13 protein-coding genes and 1 tRNA gene are annotated in these 13,629 nt (G+C 70.6%); 12 read left to right on the top strand and 2 right to left on the bottom strand.

Annotated elements, in window-relative coordinates; all coding sequences use genetic code 11:
* Window positions 1-24 precede the first annotated feature (24 nt).
* The 5 genes from IFU40_RS07455 to IFU40_RS07435 all read left to right on the top strand — a co-directional run bounded on the left by IFU40_RS07455 (window position 25) and on the right by IFU40_RS07435 (window position 6,095).
* Window positions 25-1,563, top strand: a complete 1,539-nt coding sequence (locus IFU40_RS07455) for an MFS transporter (protein WP_191925905.1) — start codon at window positions 25-27, stop codon at window positions 1,561-1,563.
* 25 nt (window positions 1,564-1,588) lie between these two features.
* Window positions 1,589-2,638, top strand: coding sequence for a 3-isopropylmalate dehydrogenase (locus IFU40_RS07450; protein WP_070409753.1), 1,050 nt, complete (start codon window positions 1,589-1,591; stop codon window positions 2,636-2,638).
* A gap of 55 nt (window positions 2,639-2,693) precedes the next feature.
* Complete coding sequence (locus tag IFU40_RS07445; protein ID WP_055836469.1) at window positions 2,694-3,800, top strand: branched-chain amino acid aminotransferase; 1,107 nt, start codon at window positions 2,694-2,696, stop codon at window positions 3,798-3,800.
* Between the two features lie 284 nt (window positions 3,801-4,084).
* Window positions 4,085-4,852, top strand: a complete 768-nt coding sequence (locus IFU40_RS07440) for a fumarylacetoacetate hydrolase family protein (RefSeq protein WP_055836472.1) — start codon at window positions 4,085-4,087, stop codon at window positions 4,850-4,852.
* Complete coding sequence (locus IFU40_RS07435; protein ID WP_191925904.1) at window positions 4,845-6,095, top strand: MFS transporter; 1,251 nt, start codon at window positions 4,845-4,847, stop codon at window positions 6,093-6,095. The genes IFU40_RS07440 and IFU40_RS07435 overlap by 8 nt, the downstream gene beginning before the upstream one ends.
* A 94-nt stretch (window positions 6,096-6,189) precedes the next feature.
* On the opposite strand, the gene IFU40_RS07430 is transcribed toward IFU40_RS07435, so the two are convergent.
* The gene (locus IFU40_RS07430) at window positions 6,190-7,278 is read right to left on the bottom strand and encodes an aminotransferase class V-fold PLP-dependent enzyme (RefSeq protein WP_191914928.1); all 1,089 of its coding nucleotides are present in this window, start codon (window positions 7,276-7,278) and stop codon (window positions 6,190-6,192) included.
* A gap of 80 nt (window positions 7,279-7,358) precedes the next feature.
* On the opposite strand from IFU40_RS07430, the gene IFU40_RS07425 reads away from it, so the two are divergent.
* The 6 genes from IFU40_RS07425 to IFU40_RS07400 all read left to right on the top strand — a co-directional run bounded on the left by IFU40_RS07425 (window position 7,359) and on the right by IFU40_RS07400 (window position 11,649).
* Entirely contained in the window at window positions 7,359-8,321 is a 963-nt protein-coding gene (locus IFU40_RS07425; protein ID WP_055836480.1) for a LysR family transcriptional regulator, read from the top strand.
* A gap of 10 nt (window positions 8,322-8,331) precedes the next feature.
* Complete coding sequence (gene gltX, locus IFU40_RS07420; protein ID WP_191925903.1) at window positions 8,332-9,846, top strand: glutamate--tRNA ligase; 1,515 nt, start codon at window positions 8,332-8,334, stop codon at window positions 9,844-9,846.
* A gap of 100 nt (window positions 9,847-9,946) precedes the next feature.
* Window positions 9,947-10,018: transfer RNA gene (locus IFU40_RS07415), tRNA-Gln, on the top strand.
* Between the two features lie 101 nt (window positions 10,019-10,119).
* On the top strand, window positions 10,120-10,809 hold the full coding sequence (locus IFU40_RS07410; RefSeq protein ID WP_191925902.1) for a hypothetical protein: 690 nt from the start codon (window positions 10,120-10,122) through the stop codon (window positions 10,807-10,809).
* A 126-nt stretch (window positions 10,810-10,935) separates the two neighbouring features.
* Window positions 10,936-11,148: a hypothetical protein gene (locus tag IFU40_RS07405; RefSeq protein WP_055836492.1), complete on the top strand. Its 213-nt coding sequence runs from the start codon at window positions 10,936-10,938 to the stop codon at window positions 11,146-11,148.
* An 87-nt stretch (window positions 11,149-11,235) separates the two neighbouring features.
* Window positions 11,236-11,649, top strand: a complete 414-nt coding sequence (locus tag IFU40_RS07400; protein WP_070409759.1) for a hypothetical protein — start codon at window positions 11,236-11,238, stop codon at window positions 11,647-11,649.
* 53 nt (window positions 11,650-11,702) lie between these two features.
* Here IFU40_RS07400 and IFU40_RS16785 read toward each other — a convergent pair whose 3' ends face one another.
* Window positions 11,703-12,383: a TetR/AcrR family transcriptional regulator C-terminal domain-containing protein gene (locus tag IFU40_RS16785; RefSeq protein WP_055939775.1), complete on the bottom strand. Its 681-nt coding sequence runs from the start codon at window positions 12,381-12,383 to the stop codon at window positions 11,703-11,705.
* A gap of 102 nt (window positions 12,384-12,485) precedes the next feature.
* Here IFU40_RS16785 and IFU40_RS07390 point away from each other — a divergent pair, with 102 nt between their 5' ends.
* Window positions 12,486-13,502: an SDR family NAD(P)-dependent oxidoreductase gene (locus IFU40_RS07390; protein WP_191925901.1), complete on the top strand. Its 1,017-nt coding sequence runs from the start codon at window positions 12,486-12,488 to the stop codon at window positions 13,500-13,502.
* Window positions 13,503-13,629: the final 127 nt, after the last annotated feature.

The following is a 13,629-nucleotide window of genomic DNA, read 5'->3' as shown; positions in this document are numbered from 1 at the left end:
ACGGTTTAGAAACGGAATCCGAAAATGCTCACCTCGTCGTTGCCCACCCATGAGATCACCGTGACCCGCGCGGGGTGGCGGGGATGGTTCGCGCTGGCGGTGCTCATGCTGCCCGTGCTGCTCGTCTCGGTCGACAACACGGTGCTGAGCTTCGCGCTGCCCGAGATCTCGCTGGCGCTGCAGCCGTCGAGCATCGAGCAGCTGTGGATCATCGACGTCTACCCGCTCGTGCTGGCCGGGCTGCTCGTCACCATGGGCACCCTCGGCGACCGCTTCGGTCGCCGCCGCATGCTTCTCATCGGGGCCATCGGCTTCGCCGCCGTGTCCGCTCTGTCGGCGTTCGCGCCCACCGCGGCCCTGCTGATCACCGGTCGCGCCCTCATGGGCGTCTTCGGCGCCATGCTCATGCCGTCGACGCTCTCGCTGCTGCGCACCATCTTCCGCGACCGCGATCAGCGCCGCATCGCCATCGCCGTCTGGGCCTCCGGCTTCTCGGCCGGTGCCGCTCTGGGCCCCATCGTCGGCGGCTTCCTACTCGAGCACTTCTCGTGGGGCTCGGTGTTCCTCATGGCCGTACCCGTGCTGGTGCCGCTGCTGATCCTCGCCCCCTTCTTCGTCCCCGAGAGCCGCGACCCCGCCCCGGGTCGTTTCGACCCCCTCAGCGTGCTGCTCTCCCTCGCCACCATGGTGCCGATCGTCTACGGCATCAAGAAGCTGGCCGTCGAGGGACCGATCTCGCTCGCACCCGTGCTCTTCGTCGTGGGCGTCGCCTTCGGCTGGCTCTTCGTCCGTCGTCAGCGCCGCCTCCCCTCGCCCATGCTCGACATGACCCTCTTCCACCAGGGCACCTTCTCGGGCGCCATCCTCGTCAACCTGCTCAGCGTGGTCGGCCTGGTCGGCTTCCTCTACTTCGTGGCTCAGCACCTTCAGCTGGTGGTCGGGCTGTCGCCGATGGTCGCGGGCTTCGCCCTGCTCCCCGGACTCGTGTTGATGATCATCTCGGGTCTGGCCGTCGTGGCCGTGGCGAAACGTTTCTCGCCCCGCATCGTCGTGCCCGTCGCGCTGTCGTTCTCGGTGGTGGCGTACGTGATGGTCGCGATCTCCACGGCCGACCTCGCCCTGCTGATCATCGCCTTCGCGCTGCTGGGCATCGGCATCGGCGCCGCAGAGACGGTGTCGAACGAGCTCATCCTCTCCAGCGCGCCGTCCGCGAAGGCGGGCGCGGCCAGCGCGGTCTCCGAGACCGCGTACGAGGTGGGTGCCGTGCTCGGCACGGCGGTGCTCGGTGGCATCCTCGCCGCGTTCTATCGGGCGCGGCTCGTGCTGCCGGCGGGGCTGCCCGAAGAAGCAGCGCACGCCGCGCGCGAGACTCTGGCCGGAGCAGTGGCGGTGTCGAACACGCTCTCCGACCCCTCTCTCGCCGAGTCGCTGCGTCTCGCGGCGGCGCACGCCTTCGACTCGGGTGTCGTGATCACCGCGCTCATCGGCGCGGGGCTGATCGTCGTCGCCGCCGTGATCGCTGCCACTACCCTGGGAGGATCCCGCAGCACGTCGAAGAAGTGACGTGCCCCGAGCTCTGAGGAGAGCGATGTCGCGTGTCGTGAAGCTGGCCGTCATTCCCGGTGATGGCATCGGTCCCGAGGTGGTCGCCGAGGCCGTCAAGGTTCTCGACGCCGTCACCGCCGCATCCGACGTCACGTTCGAGAAGACCCCGTTCTCGCTCGGCGCGGGTCGCTACCTCGACACCGGCGACACGCTCACCGACGACGACCTCGCCGCCATCGCCGCACACGACGCGATCCTGCTCGGCGCGGTCGGGGGAGTACCCGGCGACCCGCGCCTGAAGAACGCGAACATCGAACGCGGGCTGCTGCTGAAGCTGCGTTTCGCGCTCGACCACTACGTCAACCTGCGTCCGTCGAAGCTGTACCCCGGAGCTTCCGGCCCGCTCGCCGACCCGGGCGAGATCGATTTCGTCGTCGTGCGCGAGGGCACCGAGGGGCCCTACGTGGGCAACGGCGGCTCCATCCGACAGGGCACCCCGCACGAGATCGCGAACGAGACCTCGGTCAACACGGCCTTCGGTATCGAGCGCGTCGTCCGCTACGCCTTCGCCCTCGCCGAACGTCGCCGCCAGACGCTCACCCTCGTGCACAAGACCAACGTGCTCGTGCACGCGGGCGGCATGTGGAAGCGCATCGTCGACGCGGTGGCATCCGAGTTCCCGGGGGTCGCCGTAGACTACCTGCACGTCGACGCGGCAACCATCTTCCTGGTCACGAACCCGGGCCGCTTCGACGTGATCGTCACCGACAACCTCTTCGGAGACATCCTGACCGACCTGGCCGGCGCCGTCACCGGTGGCATCGGCCTCGCCGCATCGGGCAACATCAACCCCGACGGCGCGTTCCCCTCGATGTTCGAGCCCGTCCACGGATCGGCGCCCGACATCGCGGGTACCCAGAAGGCCGATCCCACGGCCGCGATCCTCTCCGTCGCCCTGCTGCTCGATCACCTCGGGCTCACCGACGAATCCGCGCGCATCACCCGCGCGGTCGAGAGCGACATCGCGAGCCGCACCGGCGCCCGCACCACCGCCCAGATCGGCGACGCCATCGCCGCCGGCGTCCAGGCGTAACCTGGACCGATCGGCCCGCATCGCCTCCGCGCAATCGACAGATTTTGGATCACTGATGACGACCATCGACACCGACCCCGACACCGGACTCGACCCGCTCGAGTTCTCGGTCACCCGTAACCTCGCGGCCAAGAACGCGGCCGATCGCGACGCGATCCTGGCCGCTCCCGGCTTCGGGCAGAGCTTCACCGACCACATGGTCGACATCTGCTGGTCGGTCCGCGGCGGCTGGCACCGCCCGCGCGTCTCGCCGTACGGCCCGATCTCGCTCGACCCGGCCGCGGCCGTCCTGCACTACGGCCAAGAGATCTTCGAGGGCATCAAGGCCTACCGCCACGCGGACGGATCGGTGCACACGTTCCGTCCCGACCAGAACGGCCGCCGTCTGCAGCGCTCCGCGCGGCGCCTGGCGCTGCCCGAGCTGCCCGTGCCCTACTTCCTGCAGTCGCTGCGCGAGCTCATCGCCGTCGACGGCGCCTGGGTGCCTTCCGGCGAAGACCAGAGCCTGTACCTGCGCCCGTTCATGTTCGCGAAAGAGGCGTTCCTGGGCGTGCGTCCCGCGCACAAGGTCGCCTACTACCTCATCGCGAGCCCGGCCGGCGCCTACTTCAAGGGCGGCGTGAAACCGGTCTCGATCTGGCTGAGCGAGGACTACTCGCGCGCCGGCAAGGGCGGCACGGGAGCGGCGAAGACCGGCGGCAACTACGCCGCCAGCCTGCTGCCGCAGTCCGAGGCCTACGAGAACGAGTGCGACCAGGTCGTCTTCCTCGACCAGGACCGCAACGTCGAAGAACTCGGCGGCATGAACGTGGTGTTCGTCTACAAAGACGGCACGATCGTCACCCCGCAGTCCGACTCGATCCTCGAGGGCATCACGCGCGACTCGCTGCTGCAGCTGGCCCGTGACCGCGGTCACCACGTCGTCGGTCGCAACGTCTCGCTCGACGAATGGCGCCAGGGGGTGGCATCCGGAGACATCGTCGAGGTGTTCGCCTGCGGCACCGCCGCCGTCGTCACCCCGATCGGTCTCCTCAAGGGCCGCGACTTCATCGATGAGCAGCCCACGGGCACCCTGGCTCTCGAGCTGCGCCAGGAGCTCACCGACATCCAGTACGGTCGCGCCGAAGACAAGCACGGCTGGCTCTACCGCCTCGACGCCTGAGTCGTGGCGACGAACGGAGGGACTCCCGGGCGACCGGGGGTCCCTTCGTTTTGCATTCAGGGCGGCCGCGCCCGTGCCCGATGAACGCGGTTTCTCCCGAGACACTCTGCGCCGCGGCGTGTGTCGCGAGGATCGGCGTTTATCGCGTCGGAGCGGCGCGCGCGGCTGGGCCCGTTCTCGCACCGGTTCACGGCGGGCCGGGAGAGAGGGCTCGCGTGGGGCCGCGCCGCTCATCGGGCCGGCGCCGGGACGGGCGTGTCGGAGCCCGCCGATAGGGTGGAGCGGTGAAGATCGCTCGATTCAGCTACCAGGAGTCCATCCGCTACGGCATCGTCGACGACGGTGAACTCGTGGTCCTCGCCGGCGACCCGATGTTCGCCGGGTTCGAGACGACGGGGGAGCGCGTTCCGCTGGGCGAGGTCGCCCTGCTCGCGCCGGTCATCCCGCGCTCGAAGGTCGTCTGCATCGGCAAGAACTACCACGATCACGCGGCCGAGATGGGCGGCGAAGCCCCCGCCGAGCCGCTGATGTTCCTCAAGCCGAACACCTCGGTCATCGGCACGGGCGACGTGATCGTGCGCCCCACGAGCCTGACCTCGCACACCGACTACGAGGGCGAACTCGCCGTCGTCATCGGCCGCATCGCCAAGAACGTCCCCGCCGAGCGGGCGAGCGAGTACATCTTCGGTTACACCGTCGCCAACGACGTCACGGCGCGCGACCTGCAGCGTTCCGACGGGCAGTGGTCGCGGGCGAAGGGCTTCGACACGTTCTGCCCCGTCGGCCCCGTCATCGAGACCGACCTCGATCTCGACGCCGCCGCGATCACCACGCGCGTCAACGGCGAGGTGCGTCAGCAGGGTCCGGTCTCCGACATGATCCACGGCATCGGTGCGCTCGTCGCGTACGCCTCGGCGGTGTTCACCCTGCTCCCGGGAGACCTGATCCTCACCGGCACCCCGGCGGGCGTCGGTCCCTTCGACGCCGGCGACACGATCGAGATCGAGGTCAGCGGCATCGGGGTGCTGCGCAACACCGCGCGCGATGCCTGACCTCGCCGCGCCGGAGGCCATCGACCTCGTCGCCGCTCAGCGCCGCACGGTGCGGGTGCTGGCGGCGGGACAGGTGCTCACCGGCGTGGCCTTCGGCGCGACGCTGTCGCTCGGCGCTCTTCTGGCCGCCGACCTCTCGGGGCAAGAGGCCCTGTCGGGCTTCGCCACGGCGGCGGTCACGCTCGGTGCGGCATTGACGGCGATCCCGCTCGCGCGCCTCGCGGGGCGCCGCGGTCGGCGGGTCGCCCTCACCACGGGGAACGTCGCGGCCCTGATCGGAATCGTCGTCGTCATCGCGGCGGCGGGTTCTCGGCTCTTCCCCGTGCTGCTCGTGGGGATCGCGCTCATCGGTGCCGGCAACGCCGCGACGCTGCAGTCGCGTTTCGCCGCCACCGACCTCTCGAGCACCGCCCGCCGCGGCCGCGACCTGGCGACGGTGGTGTGGGCGACCACCGTCGGCGGGGTCGTGGGGCCCCTGCTCCTCGCGCCGGGGGAGCTGATCGGGGCGAGCGTCGGCATGCCGCGCCTGACCGGCGCCTACCTCTTCTCGTTCGCCGCCCAGGTCTGCGCGTTCGCGCTGTACGTGCTGGTCCTGCGCCCCGACCCGCTGCTGCTCGCCCAACGTCTCGACCGCGAGAAGACGGCATCCGCCTCCGCGCCCGCTCCGCAGGCCGATCGCCCCGGCCTCGCCCGCTTCGCCATGCTGGCCGTCGCCGCCTCGCACGTGACGATGGCGTCGGTGATGGCGATGACGCCGGTGCATCTGTCGCACATCGTGGCTCCGGATGCCGTGACCCTCGCCGTCGGTGTCACGATCGCCGCGCACGTGTTCGGCATGTACGGGCTGTCGCCGGTGTTCGGCGCCCTCGCCGATCGGTTCGGCCGCATCCGCGTGATCGTGCTCGGGCAGGTGCTGCTGGCGGCTTCGCTCGCCGTCGCCGCCACGATGCCGGATTCGCAGGCGGGGGTGTTGGTCGCGCTCGTGCTGCTGGGGCTGGGCTGGAGCGCGGCAACAGTGTCGGGCGCGGCGCTGCTCACCGAGGCGACCCCGCTCGCGCTCCGTCCGCGCCGACAGGGCCGCAGTGACACCCTCATGACCGCGTGCGCGGCGGTGGGATCGGTGCTCGCCGGCCTGATCCTCGGGGCGGTGGGCTACGACGGCCTGGCGCTCTGGGCCCTGGTCCCGGTGTCGACGGTCTGCCTGAGCGCCGTCCTCCTGCGCCGGACCCGCATCCCCGCGTGAGTCGCCGGAATCCGTCGCTTCGGAGACCCCCGAAGCGACGATCTCTGGCGACTCCCGCGAGACGCGGCGCGAGACGAGGGTGGGCCGGGCGCGGTCAGATCGCGTAGACCAGGCCGTCGAACGGGGACAGGTCGGAGTCATTGCGCACGCCGAGGGCGTGCAGGGCGCGGTCGACGTCGAGCTCGTCGTTGAACACGTGGAACGCCACCCGGGCGCGGCCCGCGCGTCCCGACGCCGTGATGCCGTGGGCGGTGAGCTGGGCGAGGGCTTCGCCCGTGGCATCCGGCCAGGTCACGATCGCCGAGGGGCGGGCGGGGTGAGCCAGGCCGAGACCGTCGCGGAAGCGCGCCGCGAGCCCGGTGGCGTGGGCGTAGATGGCGGTGATGTCGGCGTCGGCGAAGAGAGCGAGAGCGGGAGCTGCACCGACGAACGCCTGCCAGGCGGGTGACACGTCGAAGCGTCGGGCGTCGGACGCCAGCGTTCCGCCGGTGCCGTAGCACGATGACCACGGGTCGTCGCCCGAATACCAGCCGGCCTGCACCGGACGGATCTCGCGCGCGAACTCGGGATCGATCGTGAGGAACGCCACTCCGCGGGGGCAGCACAGCCACTTGTAGGTGTGGCACACCGTCGCGTCGAACATCGTCGCGTCGATCGGAAGCCACCCCGCGGCCTGAGTGAGGTCGCAGAGAGTGCGGGCGCCCGCTCGTGCCGCGGCGGCGGCGATGCCGGCGGCATCCGCCACCTCGCCCGTCGCCGACTGCACCAGCGAGAACGCCACGAGCCACGTGTCGGGCGAGACCGCGTCGGCGAGTTCGTGCAGGGGAGCGGTGCGCAGGCGGATGCCGCGGCCCGCGTGGACGAAGGGCGCCACGAGCGACGAGAAGTCGCCCTCGGCGCAGAGCACCTCGGCACCGTCGGGCACCGACGCGGCGATGAGCGAGACCAGCACCGAGGTCTGCGAGCCGATGGCCACGTCGCCGACGGGCGCGCACACCAAGCGGGCGAACGACGATCGGGCCTGCTCGACGGCGAGCGACGCCGCGACGACGTCGGGACGACCGGATGCCGCGGACTCGAGGTCGGCGCGGACGGCGGCGACCGTCGCTCGCGGCGGAAGGCCGAGGGTGCAGGCGGCGAGGTAGTCGCGGCCACCGGCGAAGTGCGAGGTGAGGCTGCTCATGTGTCCAGGTTCCCGCCGAACGGGTTATTGCACCAGGTCAGGTGTTGCATGAGAAGCATCAAGAATGCTTATGTATGGGGATGAGCGAGACAGACGACGTCCTCGATGCGAACGCCCTCCGCGTCGTCAAGGCGATCGCCGACACGGGGTCGATCACCGCCGCCGCCCGCGCGCTCGGTTACAGCCAGCCCGCCGTGAGCCAGCAGCTGCGTCGGCTCGAGCGGCGCGCCGGGTTGCCGATCGTCGAGCGGGTCGGACGCGGCATCCGGCTCACCGAGGCCGGCCTGGTGCTCGCTCGGCACGCAGCGACCGTCACCACCGCGCTCGACGCGGCCGCCGGCGACCTCGCCGAGCTGCGGGGGCTCCGCGCGGGGCGTGTGCGCATCGCGGCGTTCCCCTCTGCCTCGTCGACGGTCGTGCCGCGCGTGATCGCCGCGGTCACCGCCCGGCGTCCGGGAGTCTCGATCAGCTTCATCGAGGCCGAGCCGCCCGAAGCGATCTCCGCCGTGCGCGAGAACCGTGCCGACATCGCCCTGACCTACAGTTACCCGGGTGATCGGCGCGAACACCTGGAGTCCGCGGCATCCGGACTCTCGGCGCGGGTGATCGGCGACGACGACACCGTCGTGGTCGTGCCCATCGGACACCCCGCCGCCGCCCACGACCCGATCGATCTGTCGCGGCTCGCGGGGGAGCGCTGGATCGCGGGCTGCCCGCAGTGCCGCGGACACCTGCTCGAGGCCTGCGGGCGGGCCGGATTCACGCCGGACATCGCGTTCGAGACCGACAACTTCATCGCGGTCGAAGCCCTCGTCGCCCAGGGGGTCGGCATGGCGATCCTGCCGCGCATGGCCGTGGTGTCGCTGCCCCTGCTCGCCGGAATCGCCGCTCCCCGTCTGCCGGCCGCCGAGGCGCGCACCCTGCACGTGGTCACCGCGCGGGGAGCGGAGCACGTTCCCGCCGTGGGGGCGGCTCTCGAGGTGATGACCGACGTGCTCGCCGATCACCTCCGTCTCTCGGGAACCGGCACCGCCCGCCGGTAGGATCGAGGCGATGTCTGCCACGCCTGATCCCCGCACCACGACCGCCTCCGGCGCCGACGTTCGCGTCCGCTTCTGCCCGTCTCCGACGGGTCTGCCGCACGTAGGTCTCATCCGCACCGTCCTGTTCAACTGGGCCTACGCCCGGCACAACGGCGGCACACTCGTCTTCCGCATCGAAGACACCGACGCCGCGCGCGACAGCGAAGAGAGCTACCAGCAGCTGCTCGAGGCGCTGCGGTGGATGAACATCGACTGGGACGAGGGCGTCGAGGTGGGCGGCCCGCACGCGCCGTACCGGCAGTCCCAGCGTCACGACATCTACCGTGAGGTGCTCGACAAGCTCATCGCGGCTGGGGCCGTGTACGAGAGCTACTCCACCGCCGACGAGATCGACGCGCGCAACGCGGCCAACGGTCGGGCCAAGCAGCTCGGCTACGACAACTACGACCGCGACCTCACCGACGAGCAGAAGGCCGCCTTCCGCGCCGAGGGGCGCGAGCCCGCGTGGCGCGTGCGCGTGCCCGACGAAGACCTCACCTACGTCGACCTCATCCGCGGGGAGGTGACGTTCCCGGCCGGATCGTTCCCCGACTTCGTGGTCGTCCGCGCCGGCGGCATCCCGCTGTACACGTTCGTGAACCCCGTCGACGACGCCCTCATGGGCATCACCCACGTCATCCGCGGCGAAGACCTCATGCCCTCCACCGCTCGCCAGCTCGCGCTCTACCGCGCGCTGCTCGACGCCGGTGTGACCGACTACGTTCCGCGCTTCGGACACATGCCGCTCGTGCTGGGCGAGACCGGCAACAAGAAGCTCTCCAAGCGAGACCCGCAGGCCGACCTGTTCCTGCAGCGCGAGAAGGGCTTCATCCACGAGGGCCTGCTCAACTACCTGTCGCTGCTCGGATGGTCGCTCGCGAGCGACCGCGACGTGTTCTCGCTCGACGAGATGATCGCCGCGTTCGACATCGCCGACGTCAACCCCAACCCGGCCCGCTTCGACCAGAAGAAGGCCGAGGCGATCAACGGCGACCACATCCGAATGTTGGATGCCGATGACTTCGCGTCGCGGATCGTCCCCTACCTCGCGGGTGCGGGTCTCGTCGCTGAGCAGCCGAGCGAGGAGCACCGCGCGATCATCGCGTCGGCAGCGCCCCTCGTGCAGGAGCGCGTGCAGCTGCTCGGTGAGGTGCCGGGCATGCTCGGGTTCTTGTTCGTCTCCGACGTGGAGTACGCCGAAGACGCCCTGAAAGGCCTTCCGGCCAACGCGGGCGAGGTGCTGGTCGCCTCGGTCGCCGCCCTCGAGCTCGTGCCCGAGTCCGCCTTCACCACCGAGGCCGTGCAGGCGGCGTTGTCGAGCGCTCTGGTCGACGAGCTGGGGCTCAAGCCCCGCGTCGCCTACGGCCCCCCGCGCGTCGCCCTCACGGGCCGCCGGGTGTCGCCGCCGCTGTTCGAGTCGATGGAACTTCTCGGCAAGGCCGACACCCTCCGCCGTCTCGGCGCCCTGGTGCAGCACCTGGGTTGAACGGAGCGGCCCGCGCGACGCGCGCGGACCGGTCCCGTTTTGGCACTCGGGCCGACGTCGCGTAAGCTTGTCCCTCGGCACGAGTTACGGCTCACCGCCTTGGGGTATGGTGTAATTGGCAACACGGCGGTTTCTGGTTCCGTTGTTCTTGGTTCGAGTCCAGGTACCCCAGCAAGACGAAAAGCCCCGGTCATCGCGTATGTTGCGAGAAGCCGGGGCTTTTGCTTTCTTCCCGCCCCGACGTGATGCCGCACTCGCGAAGGGGTACGCCGCATGACCCGAACCGCACCGCCGCCCCCGCGGCCTCGGTCGGCGCAGCAGCGGCGCCGACGCAGGGAGCAGCTTGCGACGTGGATCACGCTGTCGGTGGTCGTCGTCATCTGCGCGGCCGTCGGCGTCGGCGCGTACGCGATGGCGAACTCCTGGTGGGTCGTCGAGGATCCCGCGCCGTCGGCCGACCAAGAGCTGTCGGACGGACAATCCCGATTCGACCGCGCCGGGACCGACTTCTTCAACCGGCAGCGCGCCGTCGTCATCGATCTGACGACCTCGGCGTCGGCCAGCGACCTGGGCCTTCCCGCCGACGCGGACACGCCGGTGGAGACCCTCGTGCCGCTCACGGTGACGGTGCGGGCCGACGGGGAGTCCCTCGATTTCACGGGCGTGACGTGGTTCGCGCTCGCGACGGGCGGCGATCGCCTGTCGGCGGTGAGCGTGCAGCCGGCCTCGAGCACGACGTGGGTCAGCATCCGCGCCGACCTCGAGCAACGGGCGGAGCAGTGGGGATGGTCCGAGGCCGACGTCGCCACCCTCGCGCAACAGGTCGGCGACGCGGCCCGCGCCGAGGGCCAGGCGACCACGGCGAGCCTGCCGCCCACGCCCCTCGGCAGCATCACGGTCTCGGCCCACGTCGCGGTCGACGCCGACGGGCGACTCTCGTTGCAGTACGTCTTCGCCCGCTGATCCTGCGAGGGTCGCGTGCGGCGCGAGGAACGGTATCCGGTTTCGCGTGGGGGAGATCGGCGCCCGCCGGGCCGTGGTCGTCCGAGAGGCGATGCGCGACCGGTCGTGACGAGCGAGAATGGTGCCATGGGTCTTTTCGTGCAGCGTCCCGAAGAACCGAGCGAGTGGGCGGGCCTTCCCGGCGAGCCCCAGCGGCCGCGCAGTCGCGCCGAGGTCCTGCCCGACGACGCTCCACTCGACGTCGCGTCGCCCGCTCTGCTCGGGCTCGGTGAGACGTCGATCTCGTCGATCGAGATCCCGGTGACCGCCGTCGACGACAGCACGTCGCCGGAGGAGTAGGGGGCGCGTTCGTCGGGGGTGAGCCTGGCTTCGCTACGATCCCCTCAGTGCTCGCGTCGACGGGCCCGAGCCGGAAGCAGGTCACCCGTGAAGCGTTGGTCCCTCGTCGTCGCTGTCGTCGCCCTTCCGCTGCTGGTCGCGGGATGCACTCCCTCCGCGTCGGGCGACACGCCGGTCACGGGTTCGGGCGCGAGCCCCGCGGCGTCCATTGGCTCGCAGGCGCTTCCGCCGACCGTCGTCTCGCCCGGAGAACTCGACACCCGCGACGCGACGGTCGTGGTGGCCACCGCCCTCGTGCTCGCGGTGCCCGACGGCACCGAAGCCGAGTGGAGCGGGACGACGGCCGATCCCACGATCGCCGAGTTCTCGGCCGGCGGAGCGTCGGAGGGCGCCGTCTTCCGCCCGGGGTTCGAGGCGCGGAAGGTGGGCACCACGACCGCGACGCTCACCGGCCCCGACGGCCAGCAGATCGCGTTCACGATCTCGGTCGTCGCTCCCTGACGGGGAAGCACGCGCGAGGACTCCGTCCGGGTACGTGCCTCACCGCGGGGTCCTCAGCGGGTGTTCGTGAGCCGCGCGGCCATTCCCTCGAGCAGAAGGTCGATGCTCATCTGCAGTTGCGTGTCGTCGAAATCGACGAGGTCGGCTCGAGCGAAGCGTCGAAGGGCCGGGAGGTGTGCGCTCTCCGCCTCGTCGAGTGCGAGACGCAGTTCCGGAACCTGCGGGTGCCCCGACGGCTGCTGAGCGATGAGTTGCTCGCGTGCCAGAGCGCCGGCCATGCTGGTGAGCGCCGCCAGACTACGGGCGGCGGTCTCGTCATCGAAACCGGCCTCCGTCATGATGCGCAGGGTGCGATCGACGGGCTCGAGGAGCGCGACGTTGGCAGCCGTGAGGCGCACGTACACGCCGAGACCCTTGGCGGCGAGCACGGCACCGTGCATCGACAGCGCCAGGAGTCGACACGCTTGCCGCCAATCGGCATCCGGGGGAAGAGCAAGGGTGCCGAAGTTCCCGGTGAACGCCTCGAAGGCCACAGCCTGTCGAAGGGCGCCCACGTCGCTGACGTGATGATGCACCGCCGCGCGGTCGACGCCGAGTCGGTCGGCGACGGCCTTGACGGTGATCGTCTCCGCGTCCAGGTCTCGCGCCGCCTCGACGATCCGGGCCGCGGTGAGTCCGGCGCGGGTGCCGCGCCCGCGCCGAGGCCCGTCCGGGGTCGTCTCGTCGTCGGTCACCCGTCCATCCTAGGCGTCGACGATTGTATTCACGGGCGTGAATACCTACTCTGAGCATGGTCGTCTCACTGGGGGACGCCGCCTCAACAGAAGGAGAACGCAATGGCCGGGACATCGGGACACGTGACCGCCGACAGCACCATCGGCTCATGGTTGGAGCATCCCGTCGGCGGCCCGCTGATCCGCGGACTCCTACGGGAGTCCGGAGTGGGCGATGACGTCCTGGGTCCCGTCCGGGGACTCCCGCTGCAGCAGCTCGTGACGATGAGTCAGGGCAAGATGCCGCAATCCGTGGTCGACGATCTGGTCTTGCGCGCGAACGACGGGGTCGTTCCGCCGTCGGGGGACTCGGCGGGATGGGTGGAGAAGATCACGCCGGGTCGATTCGCGGGGAAGACGATCGTTGTCACCGGCGCCGCCGGCGGGATCGGTCGTGCGACGGCCGTGCGCATCGCGCGAGAGGGCGGTCGGGTCGTGGCGGTCGACATCAGCGGCGACCGGCTCGCCGAGACCGCGGCCGCCGCCGAGGGTGCCGAGATGGTCGTCGTCGTGGGAGACATCACGCGGCAGCAGGACATCGACGAGATCGTCGCAGCCGCCGGGGACCGCATCGACGGCCTGGCGAACGTCGCCGGCATCAACGACGACTTCTCGCCTCTGCACGAAACCAGTGACGAGATGTGGGATCGAGTGATCGGTATCAATCTCACCGGGGGCTTCAAGCTGTCGCGCGCCGTCGTTCCGCTCATGCTCGCGGCGGGGTCCGGGGCGATCGTGAACGTCACTTCCGAGGCGGGGCTGCGAGGCAACGCCTCCGGGAACGCGTACACGGTGTCCAAGCACGGCGTGATCGGTCTGACGCGGAGCGCCGCGTTCATGTACGGGCCGCAGGGGCTGCGCGTCAACGCGGTCGCACCGGGCGGCGTCGCCACCGGCATCCCGATGTCCGCCCACCCCTCCGTGGCGGGATCCGCCCGCCTGGCGCCGTTCCAGCAGGCGATCCCGACGATCGCCACCGCCGAGAAGCTCGCCGCGTCCATCACGTTCCTGCTCAGCGACGACGCGGTGAACATCAACGGGGCGATCCTGCCCTCCGACGGCGGGTGGTCGGTGCAGTAGTCGCCCGTGTCGAGGGGACGGGTGCCGGGGAGCGCGCAGGCCCGTCTCCTCGACACCCGGCTCGGGCGGCCCGCGACGTTCCTCGCGTCGGTACGGACCTGGATGCCGCGGAGTATTGCTGTGTGTT

Source organism: Microbacterium sp. CFBP 13617, assembly GCF_014839445.1.
Classification (GTDB): Bacteria; Actinomycetota; Actinomycetes; order Actinomycetales; family Microbacteriaceae; genus Microbacterium.
Note: the sequence above shows the minus strand (reverse complement) of the source record. Positions and strands in the feature narration are given on the sequence as shown.

What these genes read in the sequence shown, in the direction of transcription:
- IFU40_RS07455 (WP_191925905.1), top strand. Translation starts at nt 25, where the DNA reads ATGCTCACCTCGTCGTTGCCCACCCATGAGATCACCGTGACCCGCGCG.
- IFU40_RS07450 (WP_070409753.1), top strand. Translation starts at nt 1,589, where the DNA reads ATGTCGCGTGTCGTGAAGCTGGCCGTCATTCCCGGTGATGGCATCGGT.
- IFU40_RS07445 (WP_055836469.1), top strand. Translation starts at nt 2,694, where the DNA reads ATGACGACCATCGACACCGACCCCGACACCGGACTCGACCCGCTCGAG.
- IFU40_RS07435 (WP_191925904.1), top strand. Translation starts at nt 4,845, where the DNA reads ATGCCTGACCTCGCCGCGCCGGAGGCCATCGACCTCGTCGCCGCTCAG.
- IFU40_RS07430 (WP_191914928.1), bottom strand. Translation starts at nt 7,278, where the DNA reads ATGAGCAGCCTCACCTCGCACTTCGCCGGTGGCCGCGACTACCTCGCC.
- IFU40_RS07425 (WP_055836480.1), top strand. Translation starts at nt 7,359, where the DNA reads ATGAGCGAGACAGACGACGTCCTCGATGCGAACGCCCTCCGCGTCGTC.
- gltX (WP_191925903.1), top strand. Translation starts at nt 8,332, where the DNA reads ATGTCTGCCACGCCTGATCCCCGCACCACGACCGCCTCCGGCGCCGAC.
- IFU40_RS07410 (WP_191925902.1), top strand. Translation starts at nt 10,120, where the DNA reads ATGACCCGAACCGCACCGCCGCCCCCGCGGCCTCGGTCGGCGCAGCAG.
- IFU40_RS07405 (WP_055836492.1), top strand. Translation starts at nt 10,936, where the DNA reads ATGGGTCTTTTCGTGCAGCGTCCCGAAGAACCGAGCGAGTGGGCGGGC.
- IFU40_RS07390 (WP_191925901.1), top strand. Translation starts at nt 12,486, where the DNA reads ATGGCCGGGACATCGGGACACGTGACCGCCGACAGCACCATCGGCTCA.